Source organism: Paenibacillus turicensis (assembly GCF_017873435.1).
GTDB classification, from domain to species: Bacteria; Bacillota; Bacilli; order Paenibacillales; family Paenibacillaceae; genus Fontibacillus; species Fontibacillus turicensis.
Map to the genome: position 1 here is coordinate 1 of NZ_JAGGKG010000033.1, position 16269 is coordinate 16269.

Annotated in this window: 15 protein-coding genes; 3 read left to right on the forward strand and 12 right to left on the reverse strand. The window is 39.3% G+C overall.

The window, feature by feature from the left end; translation table 11 throughout:
* Positions 1-259 precede the first annotated feature (259 nt).
* Positions 260-1276, forward strand: a complete 1017-nt coding sequence (locus tag J2Z32_RS21735) for a hypothetical protein (RefSeq protein WP_210091306.1) — start codon at positions 260-262, stop codon at positions 1274-1276.
* A gap of 48 nt (positions 1277-1324) precedes the next feature.
* Here the strand turns inward: J2Z32_RS21735 and J2Z32_RS21740 are convergent, their stop codons facing one another.
* The 6 genes from J2Z32_RS21740 to J2Z32_RS21765 all read right to left on the reverse strand — a co-directional run bounded on the left by J2Z32_RS21740 (position 1325) and on the right by J2Z32_RS21765 (position 7354).
* Positions 1325-2410, reverse strand: a complete 1086-nt coding sequence (locus J2Z32_RS21740; protein ID WP_210091307.1) for a sensor histidine kinase — start codon at positions 2408-2410, stop codon at positions 1325-1327.
* Positions 2407-3081, reverse strand: a complete 675-nt coding sequence (locus tag J2Z32_RS21745) for a response regulator transcription factor (protein ID WP_210091308.1) — start codon at positions 3079-3081, stop codon at positions 2407-2409. The genes J2Z32_RS21740 and J2Z32_RS21745 overlap by 4 nt, the downstream gene beginning before the upstream one ends.
* 56 nt (positions 3082-3137) lie before the next feature.
* Complete coding sequence (locus J2Z32_RS21750) at positions 3138-4310, reverse strand: ABC transporter permease (RefSeq protein WP_210091309.1); 1173 nt, start codon at positions 4308-4310, stop codon at positions 3138-3140.
* Entirely contained in the window at positions 4307-4996 is a 690-nt protein-coding gene (locus J2Z32_RS21755; protein WP_245251697.1) for an ABC transporter ATP-binding protein, read from the reverse strand. The genes J2Z32_RS21750 and J2Z32_RS21755 overlap by 4 nt, the downstream gene beginning before the upstream one ends.
* Complete coding sequence (locus J2Z32_RS21760) at positions 4993-5895, reverse strand: efflux RND transporter periplasmic adaptor subunit (protein ID WP_210091310.1); 903 nt, start codon at positions 5893-5895, stop codon at positions 4993-4995. Before J2Z32_RS21760 ends, J2Z32_RS21755 begins: the two co-directional genes overlap by 4 nt.
* Before the next feature lie 382 nt (positions 5896-6277).
* Positions 6278-7354 (reverse strand): ankyrin repeat domain-containing protein, encoded by a 1077-nt coding sequence (locus J2Z32_RS21765; protein WP_210091311.1) that lies wholly within the window; start codon positions 7352-7354, stop codon positions 6278-6280.
* A 131-nt stretch (positions 7355-7485) separates the two neighbouring features.
* Between J2Z32_RS21765 and J2Z32_RS21770 the strand changes: the two genes are divergently transcribed.
* Complete coding sequence (locus J2Z32_RS21770; protein ID WP_210091312.1) at positions 7486-7749, forward strand: DUF6809 family protein; 264 nt, start codon at positions 7486-7488, stop codon at positions 7747-7749.
* Here the strand turns inward: J2Z32_RS21770 and J2Z32_RS21775 are convergent.
* The 6 genes from J2Z32_RS21775 to J2Z32_RS21800 all read right to left on the reverse strand — a co-directional run bounded on the left by J2Z32_RS21775 (position 7746) and on the right by J2Z32_RS21800 (position 15033).
* On the reverse strand, positions 7746-8732 hold the full coding sequence (locus J2Z32_RS21775; protein WP_210091326.1) for a pectinesterase family protein: 987 nt from the start codon (positions 8730-8732) through the stop codon (positions 7746-7748). The genes J2Z32_RS21770 and J2Z32_RS21775 overlap by 4 nt on opposite strands.
* A gap of 190 nt (positions 8733-8922) precedes the next feature.
* The gene (locus J2Z32_RS21780; protein ID WP_210091327.1) at positions 8923-9807 is read right to left on the reverse strand and encodes a dienelactone hydrolase family protein; all 885 of its coding nucleotides are present in this window, start codon (positions 9805-9807) and stop codon (positions 8923-8925) included.
* A 49-nt stretch (positions 9808-9856) separates the two neighbouring features.
* Positions 9857-11230, reverse strand: a complete 1374-nt coding sequence (locus tag J2Z32_RS21785) for a glycoside hydrolase family 28 protein (protein WP_210091313.1) — start codon at positions 11228-11230, stop codon at positions 9857-9859.
* The gene (locus tag J2Z32_RS21790; RefSeq protein ID WP_245251698.1) at positions 11208-12425 is read right to left on the reverse strand and encodes a glycoside hydrolase family 88/105 protein; all 1218 of its coding nucleotides are present in this window, start codon (positions 12423-12425) and stop codon (positions 11208-11210) included. Before J2Z32_RS21790 ends, J2Z32_RS21785 begins: the two co-directional genes overlap by 23 nt.
* Positions 12426-12542: 117 nt before the next feature.
* Entirely contained in the window at positions 12543-14054 is a 1512-nt protein-coding gene (locus J2Z32_RS21795) for an extracellular solute-binding protein (protein WP_210091314.1), read from the reverse strand.
* Between the two features lie 43 nt (positions 14055-14097).
* The gene (locus J2Z32_RS21800) at positions 14098-15033 is read right to left on the reverse strand and encodes an ABC transporter permease (protein ID WP_425343029.1); all 936 of its coding nucleotides are present in this window, start codon (positions 15031-15033) and stop codon (positions 14098-14100) included.
* Between the two features lie 315 nt (positions 15034-15348).
* On the opposite strand from J2Z32_RS21800, the gene J2Z32_RS21805 reads away from it, so the two are divergent.
* Positions 15349-16233 (forward strand): carbohydrate ABC transporter permease, encoded by an 885-nt coding sequence (locus tag J2Z32_RS21805; protein ID WP_210091315.1) that lies wholly within the window; start codon positions 15349-15351, stop codon positions 16231-16233.
* Positions 16234-16269 lie beyond the last annotated feature (36 nt).

Sequence of the window (16269 nt, forward strand, 5' to 3'; positions counted from 1 at the left end):
AATTAGGGAATGAATGTACACCATTCGGAACCCAGCATACAGGAGGCGCTTTTTTTGTTCAAACCTCAAATTAATTCATTACAGGAATTGCTCCTTATAAGTAAGAGAGAAAAACGGCAGCTGCCAAATGTCAGGGAGAAGCACTTGTCGGTTGAATCCCCCGTTTATTCTACTCTAAATCTACTCAAAAGCAGCGTGTGTAATAAGATTGCAACACAATCCTTACACAAATAAACGTTCCCTAAGGAGGAAAATAATTATGTCTTGTTCTCAACCTAACTTAAACCCGATCACAATGTCATCTATTCCACAACCTGTGCTTTCTAGTGGCTTCACGCCAATTTCAGGGCAACGCCTTTACGTTTGTGATAACCCAGAGCCATTGAATCAAAGCACTTTTACGACACCTATCGTTACTCTATGGCAAGATTCAGTACCTAGTTCAACCTCAGTACGTTACCGCGTATTTATGTGGCATCATAATGATACTGCACAAACTATAAAATACGGATTAACTGTTGGGAATGGCGGAACTAGTCCAATTACAGTAAGTTCAATTAAATATGAAACGACGTTTACTTCTAACAATGGAGATATTTTAACAAATGCGGGTCTTTGTCTCTCTAAAGCACTTCTAGGACAAACACTAATCTCAGAAAATACAACAGTAAGTGTTCCAGGTAACTCAGTAAAAACCGTTAAAGAGTTCACACTTGCAGCTGGGCAAGTTCGTGGTCTCGTAATGGAGTTCACCCTTTCTAGTGCATCGGCGATGTCAGCTAAAATTCGCACAGTTGCAGCGAATAGTACCTCTGCTGCTCTTAATACATACCAAGGGGCCGTTGTAGACTCCAAAGGCACACATCCACGAGGAACTTGGAACTATGCCGATGTCCAAGGTAGTAACATCACACTTACCATAGGTAGCAACGGTACGTCTAACAGTGTTTCAGTCCTTGACAAACCATCTGTCTTCCCTGGTACTTTGCCAAATAGTGCAGCTTATGGCGGGATCTATAAAACAAACTTAACGATTAAAAACAACTCTGGTGCACAGACTGTAAATCTTTATCTTAATCCACGCGGGGGACTATTTGTAGGCGCCGTAAAGGTTGGAAGTAATGGTGTAAACGGTATCTCCAAAACGAAGCCAACCGAAGTCGTGAAAATTGGAGCCTTCTCTATACCAAATGGACAATCTATCACCGTTCCTATTCAAGTAACCGCAGGTGGGGGAAGCTCGACACCAATATCATTTTTTGCACAAAAGGCATAAGTTATTGATCAAGATAATCTATAGCTGATCCAAAAAAGGCGCCTACGTCTATAGCTTGACTATAAACGTAGCGCCTTCTCCTAGCTTACTTTCTACAGTAATGGTGCCGTTAAACAACTCCACGATTTTTTTTACAATGACGAGGCCTAGACCATTACCATCTTTAGAGCGGGCAGGATCACATTTGAAAAACCGTTCAAATATACGCTCCTTATCTTGTTCTGCAATCCCGATTCCTTGATCGCTAATTTTAACCTCAATGTGACCTTGTTCACCTTTTTGTCCCTGCTCTTGCGTAAGAGAGATGCCGATCAAGCCACCCTCACTTGAAAATTTAATTGCATTTTGGATCAGATTAAGCCAAACCTCCTGCAATAAAAACTCATCCCCTTGAATGGTCACTTTAGGTAACTCAAGCTCAAACTCAATTTGCTTTTTAGACCATACCGGCTCCAAAATTAAAATCGCTTTGCGTATTTGTTCATCTAATGAAAATATTGTTCCCTGCTCTCGAATAATACGGCTATCTAGTTCAGATAGTTTAAGTAAACTTGAGGATAACACAGACAACCGTTCACTTTCCTGCACAATAATCTCACTATATTCGGCAAGTTCCGCTGAGGAAAGCTGTTCATCACGAATTAATTTTGCAAACCCTTTAATCGATGTAATCGGTGTTTTAAATTCATGGGATACATTAGATACAAAATCTTTTCGCATCACATCGATATTTTTCAGCTCGGTAGTCATTAAATTAAAATCAGAGGTTAGTTGTCCAATTTCATCCTGTGTCGTCACATCCACCTGCACATCAAAGTTCCCTTTCGCCACCTCCATGGAGGCTACTGACAATCGCTTAATCGGTCTCACCATAGTTCTCACAAAAATTAAAATAACTAACGTACCAATGATGGCGGTAAAGAGAAAAACTGCACCGTTAATGAGGCGAACCCGTTCAAACTCTTCATTCATCGCAATATTACGAATTGGAATATTAATAAAAAAACGCTTAGAAATCGCATGAATTACTACCCCAAAGGCCATTGAATTTAACAGCCACCACATACATAAAAATAAGACGGTAAATTTTCCATAAATCGATTTGAAAAGCTTTGGTTTTCTAGGTTTTTTCATACGTGCTTATCCACCTTGTAACCAAGTCCTCTTACCGTCACAATCTCGAATTCCTGAATATGCTGGAGCTTTTCACGCAAGCGCCGGATATGGACATCAACGGTTCTTTCATCTGTTTCATTGTCCATCCCCCAGATTTCATCCATCAAATCTTGCCTTGTAAATATTTTTTGTGGGTAGCTCAGTAGCTTAAACAGTAAATAAAATTCTTTTTTAGGCAATTGCATGACAGCTTCTGGTGAGGAGATCGTGAGAGTTTCATAATTGAGGGTAATGTTCCCCACCACAATTTTATGCTCATTCGAAATTTTGGCACGCCGTAACAACGCAGCTACTCTTAACAGCATTTCATCAAAATCAATCGGCTTGACCATATAGTCGTCACTACCTGCCATAAATCCCTTCTTTTTATCCTCATAGCTTTCTTTCGCTGTAATCATCAAGATCGGTAAGTCTGGCTTATAGGAACGAAGCTCACTTGTTAACGTGTAGCCATCCATATTTGGCATCATTATATCTGCAATCATTAAATCAATATGCTCCTGTTCTAATACCTTAAGCGCCTCAACCCCATCCGAAGCCGTAATCACATAATAGCCCTCACGACTTAAATATGTTGTTGTCAGCTTTCGAATACTTTCGTTGTCATCCACTACAAGTATATTTAGCACTTTCCCCCTCCTTGCTTTAATTGTACCTTCCTTCCTTTAATCGTACCTTATACAATTTATAAGCTTCTCAACGCATCTATCGGATTTAATCTGCTTGCTTTACGTGCAGGCATATATCCAAATATAACGCCTACTCCTGCCGAAAATCCAAGTGCTAATGCAATCGTAGATGGAGCAAGCGAGTAGCTGACATCCATAATATTGGTCCCTACATAAGCAATGACAGCGCCAAGCACTAAACCGATGGCTCCACCAATCACCGATAAAAAGATCGATTCCATAATAAATTGAAGCTGAATTCGTCCAGGTGTAGCACCCAATGCTTTACGAAGACCAATTTCCTTTGTTCGCTCTGTAATGGATACTAACATCATGTTCATAATGCCAATCCCACCCACCACGAGGGAAATACCAGCTATCCCTGATAATAACAAGGACATCATAGACATAATTGTCTGGAACGATTGAATCATATCTCCCATATTAAAGACAGTATAAGCATTATCCTTGTAATTAAATGCTTTATTTAATACAGCTTTGATGTTGATTACCGTTTCATCCGCTAAATCAGTATCATGTAAATATACGTCAAGGCTCGTAATGCTTTTCACATTTAAATTCCGTAATGCTGTCGTATAAGGCACAACAATATTATCATTGCTAGCACCAATCCCCAGCTCATTAGCAGGACTCAATACACCTATAATCGTATAAGTAATCCCATTTATCGTTAACTTTTGGCCCACTGGATTTTTCCCATAAAAAAATTCTTTTTCTATATTGCTGCCAATAACAGCTACCGTATTTGTACTCTGAACATCAATGGGATTAATGACTCTTCCTGTCCGAAGCAAATTTGTATCCGTATTAAAATACACTTCATTTTTACCTAAAATCGATACATTTTCTTTTATTTTCCCATTATAGACGATACCTGCTTGACTTTGAACGGTGGGGGAAATTCCTGTAATGTTGTCTAGCTGCCCTATCGTCCCAATATCATCCTCACTTAACCCTTGCTTTAACGGTGTGCCCATAGCATTTACTGTAATTTTGTTCACACCTAAAGCTTTAACCTGATCACTAATGCTGTTGGTAGCACCTTGGAGTAACGTAATTAAGGCAATAATAGAGGCTACTCCAATTACGACACCAAGCATCGTTAAAAACGATCTTAGCTTATTGTGGATAATATTTTCCCATGACATTTTAATGCTTTCTAATATCATTGTATTTCCACCTCCTGCTCTGACAATCGTCCATCTAAAATATGAACAACTCTTTTTGCACGAGCAGCGATATGAATATCATGGGTAATCATCACAATTGTTCTTCCATCTTGATTTAATTCCTCAAATAACTCCATCACCTGTGCCCCATTTTTTTGATCCAATGCCCCTGTTGGCTCATCTGCTAGCAAAATTGTAGGTTCCGTCACTAAAGCACGAGCAATCGCAACACGTTGCTGTTGTCCACCTGATAGCTGGCTTGGCAAGTTTTTCATACGATCTCCCAACCCTACACGCTCTAAAATATGCTTCGCTTTCTCTTGACGTTTGGCGTAGGGAATTCCAGCATAAATTAAAGGCAACTCCACATTTTGAAGTGCAGTCATCCGCGGTAACAATTGAAAATTTTGAAATACAAAGCCAATTTCCTTATTCCGAATTTTTGCGAGTTCGATCTCGTCAAGATCGTTGATATCATTTCCAGATAACAAATAAGTGCCTGAGGTGGGTACATCTAAACAGCCAATAATATTCATCATGGTCGATTTTCCTGAGCCTGATGGACCAAGAATAGACAAAAACTGTCCAGCATTAATTTTTAAGTTCACGTCATGCAAAATGTGAAGCTCTTCCCCACCTAAGGTATATTGTTTATTAATATTTTGCATATTTAAAATTTCTGTCATTGCTGATCACTCCCAGCACCATTACGCATAGAACCCATAGCACCCGGTCTACCTGAGAAGCCTGTCCCACCTGAAGACACCTTTTTATACAAAATCGTCTCCCCAGCAGCAATTCCTTTTTTAACCTCAACCTTAGTGCCATCATTAATCCCTGTTTCAATTACAGTTTTAATCTCTTTATTGTCCTTGCCTTGCTTGAATACATAAGGCTGGTTATTATCCTCAAATGAAATTGCGCTCATAGGTAAAGTCACGACACCTTTTGCACTTTCTCCAGGTAACTGTACCTCCGCAGACATTCCTATTTTGATATCTTTATCCTTTTTCAAATCAATGCTTGCCATAAAAAACGTAATGCCGTTTACAATTTCACCTTCTTTAGCTACACTCTGAATGGTGCCCTGTACTTCTTTATTAAGTGCACTAAGCTTAACCGTCGCTTCCTTGCCTTCCTTCATAGAGGTAATATCGTATTCGTCCACTTTAACATTTACCTTTAAATGATCATAATCCACAATATTCATTAAGGGTGATCCTGCCATCACCTGTGCCTGATCCTCTACTGCAATGCTAACGACCTCACCGTTTATTTTCGCTTTAATTTTTTCTCCAGACGTCGTTGTTAATAAAGTATCCCCTTCCTCAACCAGATCCCCTTCAGCCACCTTAATATCCGAAACCTGTAGCATTTTGTCTGCGACGACATTTTGTCTATTTTTTGTTTCCACATTTCCAGAAAAGGAATAAATCGTAGCGATGTCCCCTTTTTCTGCCTTTACCTGCTCATAAGCCGAAGCCTCAGGCTTCATCCATTGCATAGCTGCAATTCCTCCAACTATCACAATCACTAAACCAATCCCTATCCATTTCTTTGCTTTTGATTTTCTTTTTCCACTCATTATGGTTGACCTCCAACAAAATTAATAATGATACATTAAATCAGCAATATGAACTAAACATGAACGAAAAAAAGCTATCTTCCTATTGTACCCAGTACAAGAAAAAGATAACTGTTATCCAAAAAGAAAAACGTGTATGTTAATTCGCCTCTATCTTGAAATCAATGCTTGACAATAAACATACTTAGCGAAGAGACAGAGAGATTCTGAAGATTGTCTCCCTCCTTATATTTCATTTTTCTCTTAAAATCAAATTCCACCAATACATTTACTTCAATAAAAAGGAATATGATTTTAACAACAATCGTAAGAACTGTCTGGATCGTAGCTACCAGCTTCCAGTCGTTGTCCAGCACTGATTTAATAAATAGAGCGATTAAAATTAGTCAAATTCCCCATCAATGATTTTATTTAAATAGATAAAGGGATTGTCCAAAAATTCCAAAACACTACATATATCCCCATATTGCTGATGCTCAGGATCATAAAAACCAATACATTTTTTGCTTGGATTCCATACGATATCAAATTCATAGTTATCAATATTAGCAGATAAACGAAGCAATTTTTTTCGTCCAAGCTTCATCGGGATCGTATCTACTAAACTATAAAACTCAATATATTGAATCGAACTGTCTTCGTCCTCACATTCAATACGTAGCTGATCCCCTTGTAAAAATTGAATTAGTTCTTTTGGAAGCTTATAGCTTTTGAGTTCAAGCCATTTATTTTCAAAATTATGAAACTCCTCAGGCTCATGTTCCTTCAAAAACTGCGCCATTTCATTATTTTTTTGACTCACTGCGATACTATACGCTCGATCTCCGTCTTTTTCTTTATAGGTTACATCCGCACCATGCTCTACCAAAAATTTAACCATAGCCAAATTGCCGAATCTCGCCGCAACGGTTAATGCTGATGCACCATAAGAATAAACCATATTAGGCTTACTATAATTTATATCTACTCCGTACTTAAGCAGGAGCTCGATTGTTTTCATATCATGATCAGAAGCCGCCATCCGCCATAGCTCTCCACCATGCTCAGTGATATCAAGCCCAAGCTCGTGAATAAGCGGAATGTTAGATTTGTTGCCATAATAAGCCTCTGTATATGCGCCAGAACCAACATGATTACGCAGGTCAAGCTTAGCCCCATGTTCAACAACATATCTTATTAACTGCTCCTTGCCATAACGAACGGCTAGCAAAAAGGCAGAATCACGGTGGAAGTTTAGCTCCACACCTTGGTTAACGAGGAACTGAACGACATCAAATTTGTTTGCAATAATAGCTATCTCAATGGGTCGTAATGAAATATTTTTGCTCAAAACTATCTCTTCATCGATATCCCACCCACGCTCCAAAGCTTGCAATAATGCATCAACATTCCCCTCATAAATGTGTACTGCGATTTCAGGTAAAGATTCGAAGTTCCCAATATCCTTTAATTTAAACAAATTACTTTCTCCCTTCATCAAATCCTCATAAAATAAGAAAATATGTTCCCCATCTTGTATAATTTTAGGATACAATATAAGTAGCTGTTTTAGCCAATGAAAGTTAGTGATAGACAGAAAAGAGGTCTACTATGAAAAGTATACTTGAACAATTATACATAGGAAAAATCACACCTGAAGAGGACATTATTCCAGAAGACCCACAGTATCGAATGATTAGTGGGCAAGTCTCTAACATGATGGAGATGTGGAAAAAGAAATTATCCCCTGAGGACTTTGAATTACTAGAGCAAATGCTAGATTTGAAGGTAGAGCTACATGCAATGCAAAATAAAGCGTGTTTCGTACAGGGGTACAAGCTAGGTGCAAAAATGACTGCTGAAGCATTATCCTAAACCTTTTTCCAAAAATCAGTTCCTTCAAAAATCAGTTCCTTCGTTAACACTTCATCACTAGACTTGTAATAACTAACCCATGCTACACGCGTAGTAGTCTGATTTTCATCATATTTACCAACAGCTTCATGTACATGCTTACTGTTGTATTGACTATACCTTACAGTCTTTTCGTTATGGATATCATCCCAGTTATGCCATCCTGCAGGATGGATATGTACGCCCATATAGCAATCAATAAACATCGTTTGCGCGTACTCACGCCAAGGGCGACCAAGAAACACATCAGTTACACCTTCCTCCGCCGTCAAATAGCAAGACTGAAAGACATAGCCATAACGACAACCTTGTGGGGTGGAGGCCGCCGTCACATAACCCGCTCCCCCATCACAATGACGTAAGCTATGTAGCTGACAATGCTCAAAATAAGCGGTAGCACCACCAAAAATAAAATCAACCGTGCCTTCAATATAACAACGATCATACCACTGACGATAGCTAACATGGTGCTCCTTTAACTCCACACCCCCAAAATGACTTTGCTTTTTAGGTGCAGGAGGAAGTGGTCCTGTGAACAAAGTATCCTGATGACCTCTAAAAACACAATTACGGAAAATAAGCTCATCTCCATGTGCATATACGGCTAGCGCTTGCCCAATCTCCTTTCCTTGCCCTGCCGTATTGCAGATCTCTAAGTTTTCGACAACAACGTCACGACCTCCAACAAAAAAAGTCGGAGTTGCAAAGGTTCCGATCTCTTGTCCTTGCTGATCCAGCTCTTTAGCGTAGCGATTCCCCGTGATCGTTACCTTCCCGATGCCAATGATATGTAAATGAGAACGATAAATTGTCACCTGTTCCTCATAAGTGCCCTGCATAATAAAAAGTACAGCAGGCTTAACTGGTGGATTTTGCTGCTCCAACACATCAATCGCCTCTTGAATGGTTTCATAGTCACAAATCGAGGATTGACCTACAAGCAAGGTCTCTACTTCACTTTCTGTAGGTCCATTCCCTGTAGTTTTACTTGCCGTAGTTTCACTTGCTATACTCTTACTTTCTATAGTCTTACTTTCTGTCGTTCCCCTTGCTGTCATTCCCCTTCCCCCTTCTTTTTTTCTTCTTGTTCTTTCTTTTCCCTTCTTGTTATTATTTATAGTTCTTCTTCATGGACTATAAGTACTTTTGCAAAAACTCTCGCCATAATACTCTCATCTGTAATGTTTCCATATGTCCACCTGTCGTAATGACGGCTTGGAAATGATCTGGTACGCCAGCTTCTTTATATTTCTGCCGCAAGCCTTGGGCTAAATGCTGTACCCCTTCAATTGGACACATTCGATCATCCTTACCAACTAAACTCATTCGAGGTTTTGGCGTAATTCGTTCTTGAATTTGTAGGGTTGTATAATATTTCAGCAAATTAGGTACATAGGAGTAAAAACCATGATGATCCAAGCCACGCTTAGCAATTAACGTATGTGCATCTACCTGTCCACATAGATCAACAATAACCTGAACTCGCTCATCCAAGGCGCCTAGCCACCAGCTCATTAGGCCCCCCATCGACATCCCGATCGTTGCAATACGAGTCTCATCAATGTCATTACGTGTACACATATAATCTAGCATTCTCCTGTTATCATAGAGCATCATGCCCCATAACACTTTACCTTGCCACAACATTTCCTTTACAAGCTCACTTTCAGTTTTGCCAGCGCGTTCATTAAACCCCCACATATCAATACAGCACACAGCATAACCCATCGCTGTTAGCTCTGACGCAAACGAAGGTTGTTGTAAATAGGGGCTACCAAGAATAAGCTCCTTTCGTCCATGACTATAATTTCCGCCATGAGAGTGGTTAAATACAACTAAAGGGAAGGGTCCCTTCCCTTCAGGCGGTAAAGCCACATAGGCAGGAACCCTTTCTATTCCGTTTAACTCTAGCATTAAGCTTTCTAGCACATACCCTTCTTGTTCAGTTTTTTGCAATAGTTTGGCTGTTATAGGCTCATTATGTGGAAGATCGCCAAGCAAATTTTCTAATGGTATCATTTCCATCCTTATCTTTTTACCTTCCTTCTAATGCTCTTTCTACTGTTTTCTACTGCTCTATCGGATTCAGCACATCGTAAGGCACAGTAACCTGTTCAATCAGTTCCTCAGGCTGACGTGTTCCTCTAGATTCACAGTGTATGACTGCAACGTTTACTCCATTTTCCACATAAAAGGCAGCACCCTCATGATTTTCAATCGTTACCCGATTAAAGGAAATATCCTTAACGTTCCCGAGGTAAAAACCACGATTATGCATATCCTGAATACCTGTCATCATGGCAGGACGTCCTGGCACCGCATTCTCTGCCATTGAAATATCGATATCCGTAAAGGTAATATCGGAAATGGCTAGTTCAGCCAAACCATAAATAAAGCCAGCGGAAGCATGGACTTGACGTGCCGTAATATGTGCAAAATGAATACGTCTAAAGCAAGGTGTCTCCTCTGTAACCGGATACGGATTTTTATCCCATACATATTTTTCTTTGCCACGTGGGCCACAAAAATAATACAGGTTTAAAATAAACGGACAAATGACATCCTCCATAACGATATTGCTCACGCGGATATCCTCGACGATCCCACCACGTCCACGTCTGGATTTGAGTCGAATGCCCCGATCTGTTTGCTTAAATACACAATTGCTAATCGTAACATTACGAATATCCCCACTCATCTCACTGCCTAACACAACCCCACCGTGCCCATGCACCATCGTACAATTGGTGATCGTTATGTTTTCACAGGCTTGGCGATACGCGGTGTCCTCTGTCCCTGCTTTAATGGCAATACAGTCATCACCCACATCAATATGGCAATTGCTAATCCGCACATTATTACACGATTCCGGATTAATTCCATCTGTATTAGGGGAATCAGCGGGATTCCAAATGGTAACATTATCAATCGTTACATTGGAGCAGCCACATGGATGAACTGTCCAGCTTGGGGAGTTTCGTAGTGTAATATCTTTGATCGTAATCCGCTTACAGCCGTCCAAACTAATCATTTTAGGTCTTGGAAATGCTAATTTATCTACTGAGTTACGAAAAATATCCCACCAGGGCTGTCCATTCCCCTCTAACACACCAAAGCCGGTAATCGATACATTCACTGCATCCTCAGCATAAATACACGAAGCGTAAACCTCACGTTTTACACCCTCCCATCTGGAGATTACGACAGGATAATGACTAGGGTCTGTACTAAAGGACAAAATCGCTCCTGGACTTAGGTGCAATTCAATGTTACTTTTTAAAATAATAGCCCCTGTATAAAACGTTCCTGAAGGAACATAAACGGTTCCCCCACCTGCTGCCTCAGCCGCAGCGATGGCGCCTGCAATCGCCTCAGTACATAATGTATTTGAATCGCTAGTTGCTCCATAATGCGTAATATCAAACACTTGTAATGCTTGCATGTAAATTCTCCCTTGCATGTAAATTTTCATATTCGACACAGGCCTGTAAAAATGCCCCTACACCTTTGAGATCGTTGCAAATGATAGGCTCACTAATATAATAAGCAAAGCTACCATCCCGCTGATCAGGCCCACCTAAACCGGCAACCATACAATTTTTGTTCAGATTAACCCAGCCTTCTTTGGTTTCCAGTACAAACTCCGCAAGGATACCCGTAAAAGCCTTGTCCAAAGTTGATTTCCATGAATGCTCTAGCAAACCAAGTCGTATCCCTTTTGCAATAGCATAAGCGATCATACTGGAGGCGGAAGCCTCTAAATAATTCCCTTTGCGTTCCCCTTGATCTACAACCTGATACCATACGCCTGATTTAGCATCCTGATACTTGCATACGCTTGTAAGCGTATCTCTTAAAATTGTACTAAGCTTGCTATAATGAGGGTCTGTCACAGGCAAAAGCTCTAATACATCCACTAGCGCCATGACATACCATCCCATCGAACGTCCCCAGAAGTTAGGGGATAAGCCAGTTTCCTTATCACACCAAGGCTGTACTTTTTTCTCGTCCCAAGCATGGAACAATAAACCCGTATTTACATCCTTCGTATGTTCATAGCAAAGGATAAATTGCTTCGTCACATCATTGAGTTTGTCATGAATATCCTGTGTACCCTGTGGGTCCAGTGCATCCTCGTTCTCTTGACCTTCTTCAAAGGTCAACAGGTACTCTAAATAAAACGGAGCGCCCATATATAAGCCGTCGAGCCAAATTTGATAAGGATATATTTTTTTATGCCAAAAAACGCCCTCCAACGTTCGTGGGTGGGATTGTAGTTGACTTCTTAGTAAATCTGCGGCTGCTTTATATTTGGATAGACCCGTTTCTGCATAGAGCAAAAATAGTAGCTTGCCATTATTAATATGATCGATATTATATTCTTCCAAATGATAACCCCGAATCGTACCATCCTCTTGTACAAAATAATCGAGGTTATCCTTAATATATTGTAAGTATTCTGAACGTCCTGTTTTGTTCCATAACCAACGGAATCCGTTCAGAACAACACCATAATCATATGACCATTTGCCATGATAGACTTTATCCTCATATAGACGTGGTGTGCGTTCCATAATAGTTTTAGCTAGCTTTTCTGACCATGCCTCAGTCATTTCCTTAGTTTTTGCCTTAGTCATTTTGGAGGTCAACTCCTTTTCATAATAAAAAATAATCAAAAGGTAGAGTTAGAGTATGGGAATTGATTTAGTCCTATCTCTTCTACCTCTACCTAATGTTCTACCTACTCTTCAACATTATTTATGAATCGCTTTATAGGCTTCCTCATATTCTTGAATAATTTGCGCGCCACCTGACTTTTTCCATTTTTCTACACTTTCTTTAAATGCCGCTACATCTGCTTTACCAAGAATATATTTATAGGTCGCATCTGTAATCTCTTTTTGTAGCTCAGAGCCTTGTGTATTATAAGTCTCAGACTCTAGCGAATAAGCTGGGTTTAACACTGCATACTTAGCATTGTCTTGAATTAACTTATCTGATTGTTGTTTTAAAGGGTCAGCTGAATGAATGCCATAGCCATATTCCTTTGGTCTTGAAGAGGAGAATGGCTGTACCTCTTGCTGCCACAACGTATTGTCAATAATTGTCACTGCCTTATCTGCATCGATACTGTAGTGCACGCCTTCAATTCCGTTAGTCATCAGACGATACGCATCTTCATCCATGAGATCATTTACAAATTTCAGCACTTGCTTTAGCTCAGCTTCATCCTTCACTTCTGATCTTGGAAATGCAAGCAAGCCACCAATCCCATTGTTTGCTGCCCAAATTGCTCTATCTTTTTCATTACCAGTAGAAGTGATATCATTCACTAGAACCAGCTCCATATTGTCTTGAATTCCTTTGGCCATATTAAGCAAGTTTTTTGCATCTACTAATGCACCTACGTATATTCCTGCTTTGCCCTGTGCAAAGTTTTGCTGTTGATCTGTTTTAGCCGTTACTGCAAAATCCTTATTAATGTAACCGTTATCATAAGCTTGCTTCATAAAGTCCATCGTTTTAATATAAGCTTCTGTATCAAACTCTGGGGTCATTTTTCCGTTTTCATCGACATGCCAATTGTTAGGTGTACCAAAATAAGAGCTTAACGTTTTAAATGCACCATAAATTAGGTCACTACGATCCATAAAACCAGTTGTATCATTAGCGTTATTTCCATCTGGGTCTTGCTCTGTAAATGCCTTAGCAACGGCCATTAGTTCATCTGTCGTTTTGGGTACTTGCAAATTGAGCTTATCCAACCAGTCCTTACGAATAATGACACCATTACGTGCTAAATCTTTTTGAAAAGGGATGCCATATAGCTTGCCACCAATGTAAGCAGATTTACGTGTATCCTCAGATATATTGGCGAGATTCGGGAACTCATTTAAATAGGATTCCACCTCCCAAAACATCCCAGATTTTAATGCATTACGAACTGAAGAGTTGCTGAGTGCCGTTAGAGTTACAATATCTGCTAAGCTGTTTGAAGCAAGCGAAGTATTAATTCTTTCTTCCTTAGAGGCATCAGGAATCCAAGAAAATTGGATTTTTGTATTTGTTTTCTCCTCTAGCTTTTTTAGGATTGTGTCTGTTGGAGGTGATGCAGTATGAAGCACATTTAGCCAAGTAATGGTTGGCCGCTCATTTGTTTCTGCTCCCGCCTTTTGCCCTGCTTCCTTTTTACCTCCACCACAAGCGGTTAATAATAGTGTGCTACATAATACAAATATACTTAGCTTTTTCCCCATACTTTTCATACCATTTGACTCCCTTTCATCTCATTTTTTAATTTTAATAAATTTAATAAACGCCATCTTCACCAAACTTCTTAGCAAGCTTATTTGAACCTATTACTAGAATTAGACCAACTAAACCTTTAAACAAACCAACCGTAGTACTAAAGCTAAGTTGTCCATTTTTCAAGCCAGCCGTATAAATATAAGTATCAAAAATTTCAGCAACTTCACGGTTTAAAGAATTTAATAGTAGATACATGTGTTCAAAGCCTAAATCAAGCGTACTTCCAATTTTCAAAATTAATAATGTAATAATAACGGGTCTAATAGCTGGTAAAGTCACATGCCACGTTTTTCTGAGTCTTCCTGCTCCATCCATTTCAGCCGCTTCATACAATTGAGGATCTACAACCGTAATCGCTGCCAAATAAATAATGGTTGACCAGCCTAGCTCCTTCCAAATGATTTGCATAATATAGACCGTTCTAAGCCATTCTGGTGAGGTTAAGAAACTGATTTTAGGTAAGCCAATACTCGAAAGCATCTCATTTAATACACCACCATCTACTGTTAGGAATACATAGGAAATCGAAACGATAATGACCCATGACATGAAATGGGGTATGTAGATGATTGTTTGAATTGCATTTTTAAAGAAGCGATGTCTGACCTCGTTGAGCATAAGCGATAAAATAATGGGTAACGGGAAAAAAATTAAAATATTCATTGCAAACAGGATTAATGTATTGCGAAGCAGCATCACAAATGTTGGCTCTGAAAACAAACGAATAAAATGCTTAAAGCCTACAAACTCACTGCCAGCGATCCCTAAAAAGGGCTGATAATCCTGAAACGAAATGACGAGCCCACCCATAGGTAAATATTTAAAAATAACAAAATAAATAAAACCCGGCAAAACCATTAAATACAACAGTTTATTTCTTTTTATTCCTTGCCACTTTTGGAGCTTTTCTGTTCTTTTTTTTGCCTTTAAGTCCACTTTAGCAACTAATTCTGTAACTGTTGAACCCTCCAATTTCTTAAGCCTCCTTCATACATTGCTGATTACATTATCAGCGTACGGGAAGGGATGCATTACGTATATAATCATTATATGATAGCGGTTACAATTCCTTATGTTACAAGGGTTTATAGCAAATTCAGCACGCTTAATGATCATATCAAAGATAATGATTATTCCCTCTTATTCCACAATTATCCAACCTTAAAAATCATATAAGGATTTGATTATATACGGAACATAGTCCTCCTGATACATTAAAAATGTAAACGATTTCAAGGAGGTAGCTTATTCATGGCTCATGCACTAAGAAAAAAAGAACCACTTAGCAGTCGAATTTTTACAATTGTAAATCATACGTTACTTTTACTCATTGCGTTGGTTTGTTTATTACCTTTTGTAAATATCATCGCAAGCTCCTTTGCTTCAACCCAAGAGGTGGTTGCTAAAAAGTTCATTTTGTTTCCAACCACATTCTCACTTGATGCTTACCGCTATATTTTATCAACACCTACTATATTTCGAGGACTTTCCGTTTCGATTGGAGTAACTATAGTTGGAACGATCGTAAGTATGGCATTAACTGCACTTATGGCTTATGGATTATCTCGTAAGTACTTATTAGGAAGAAACTCTATTAATTTTATCGTCGTGTTCTCCATGCTATTTAGTGGTGGTATGATTCCTACATTTCTTGTTGTAAAGAGCACAGGGTTAATCGATTCCTATTGGTCTCTCATTTTACCCGTCGCGATTAATGCATTTAACATGATTATTATGCGTAACTTCTTCCAAGCGTTGCCTGAGAGCCTAGAGGAATCTGCGAAAATAGATGGATGTACAGATTTTGGTGTGTTCTTTAAAATTATGCTCCCGCTAGCGTTACCATCGATCGCTACGATCTCACTGTTTTACGCGGTCTCTTATTGGAACACCTATATGCACGCGATTTTATACATTACCGATTCTCTCAAATGGCCAATTCAAGTATTGTTAAGACAAATTGTTATCGTATCCAGCGGTATGCAGGCTGAAGCGACCTCTGTTGATGTGATCCCACCTGCACAAACCGTGAAGATGGCAGTTATTGTAATTGCAACGATCCCGATGCTGATTGCGTATCCGTTTGTTCAAAAACACTTTACAAAGGGTGCATTGCTTGGTGCTGTGAAGGGCTAAATAAATATAAGATTTTGTGTGTAAAAGCAATCTCTA